The sequence below is a fragment of the Campylobacter suis genome, assembly GCF_905120475.1.
GTDB classification, from domain to species: domain Bacteria; phylum Campylobacterota; class Campylobacteria; order Campylobacterales; family Campylobacteraceae; genus Campylobacter_A; species Campylobacter_A suis.
In genome coordinates this window covers 1-1,401 of record NZ_CAJHOE010000014.1, presented here as the reverse complement: position 1 = coordinate 1,401, position 1,401 = coordinate 1, and the positions used below count along the sequence as shown (strand labels likewise).

Annotated in this window: 2 protein-coding genes; both read right to left on the bottom strand. The window is 34.9% G+C overall.

What is annotated here, in order from left to right; translation table 11 throughout:
• Positions 1-80: 80 nt before the first annotated feature.
• Positions 81-722, bottom strand: coding sequence for a protein-disulfide oxidoreductase DsbI (gene dsbI / locus LQV35_RS09065; RefSeq protein WP_230057552.1), 642 nt, complete (start codon positions 720-722; stop codon positions 81-83).
• 8 nt (positions 723-730) lie between these two features.
• The gene (locus LQV35_RS09060; protein WP_230057553.1) at positions 731-1,390 is read right to left on the bottom strand and encodes a thiol:disulfide interchange protein DsbA/DsbL; all 660 of its coding nucleotides are present in this window, start codon (positions 1,388-1,390) and stop codon (positions 731-733) included.
• Positions 1,391-1,401: the final 11 nt, after the last annotated feature.

Below are 1,401 nucleotides of genomic sequence, written 5' to 3'. Positions count from 1 at the left end.
AACTTAAAATCCACACTCTTGCTATAGCTAAACAATCTTTTCATCATTATGCTCCTAGCAAGAGTATAGCAGAATTTATATTAGTTTGCTTGTCTTAGTTTTGATAATATAAAACTTACAAGCATAACAGCAAGTATAACAAAGCATAGACCAAATCCCATAAGAGTACAATCAGCCATACTTAAAAAGTGCTTTGAAGGTATTAGATACCATCCACCAGCTTCTGTATAAAGATTTATAAAGTACTCTTGTATACTACTTAATATCACACCATCAGGAACTATGGCATCTTCTTTACCACAATCTCCAAGAGGCATAAACCAATCAGGTGCCCACTTCTCAAGTGGTAAGCCAAGTATATGGCTTGGTTCAGTAGAGCAACCTTGAACTCCAAATGGATCTGCATCATCACCGTGAATAGCTGCATGAATTTTAGCTAGCTTTATACTACACATCATGCCATATATCGCACCCCAAAATCCAAAGCCATATCCTAGTAGTTTTAAAACTAAATTTCTTGGATTTATTATAGCTATTATGCCACCTATTGCCATTATTAAAAATGCTACTCTTATATATACACACTGCTCACAAGGTGGCATATAAAGATACTTTTGAAATACAGAGTGGGCAATAAGCACAAGTGATATACTTGCTATAACCATTAATACCCAAGGAAAGCGGCTATCTTGCCACTTTGCTATTTTATCTATAAACCCCATACTTAGACCTATTTAGCCATAAGCTCTTTTATAAGATTAGCCATACCATCAATTGATGTTATCTTAGCTGTATAGATAAGATACTTACCATTTACTACAAATGCTGGAACGCCTTGAATTTTAGCTACATCATAGCTCTCATCCCACTTTTTAAGTAGCTCTACTACTTCAGGATTAGCTAGCTCTTTTTCATAATCCTCTTTACTAATACCACTTGCATCTAAGCCTAGCTTTAAAAACTCATCAGCACTACTAAATCTTTGCTTTTTATCATGGTATGACTTATAATATGCCATCTTTACCTTTTTAAATAGTGAGTCATCTGCAAATAGATCTTTATTAGCTGCTCTATCTTTAACAACAGCTACTGCTAATAGCTTACTAGCTGTCTCTCCCTCTCCATGCTCATTTGCCTTTGTCTTTAGATGAAATGGCTCATACTTTAAGCCCTCTACCTTTTTAACTACAGCTGGAGTTACACTCTTATCATATTTATAGCAAAATGGGCAAGCATAGCTAAATACCTTTGTAAGTGTTCCTTTTTCAACTGAAAGAGGTTTATCAAGTACTATATAATCCTCTCCTTCGCTAAAAGCATTAGCACTTAAAGCACCAAATAGTGCAACAGCTGATAAAACCTTTAATGTCTTTGAAAACATTGTCTTCATGTTTGCTCCTT

Excerpts from the sequence above, each read along its gene's own strand:
- dsbI (WP_230057552.1), bottom strand. The coding sequence starts at position 722 with ATGGGGTTTATAGATAAAATAGCAAAGTGGCAAGATAGCCGCTTTCCT.
- LQV35_RS09060 (WP_230057553.1), bottom strand. The coding sequence starts at position 1,390 with ATGAAGACAATGTTTTCAAAGACATTAAAGGTTTTATCAGCTGTTGCA.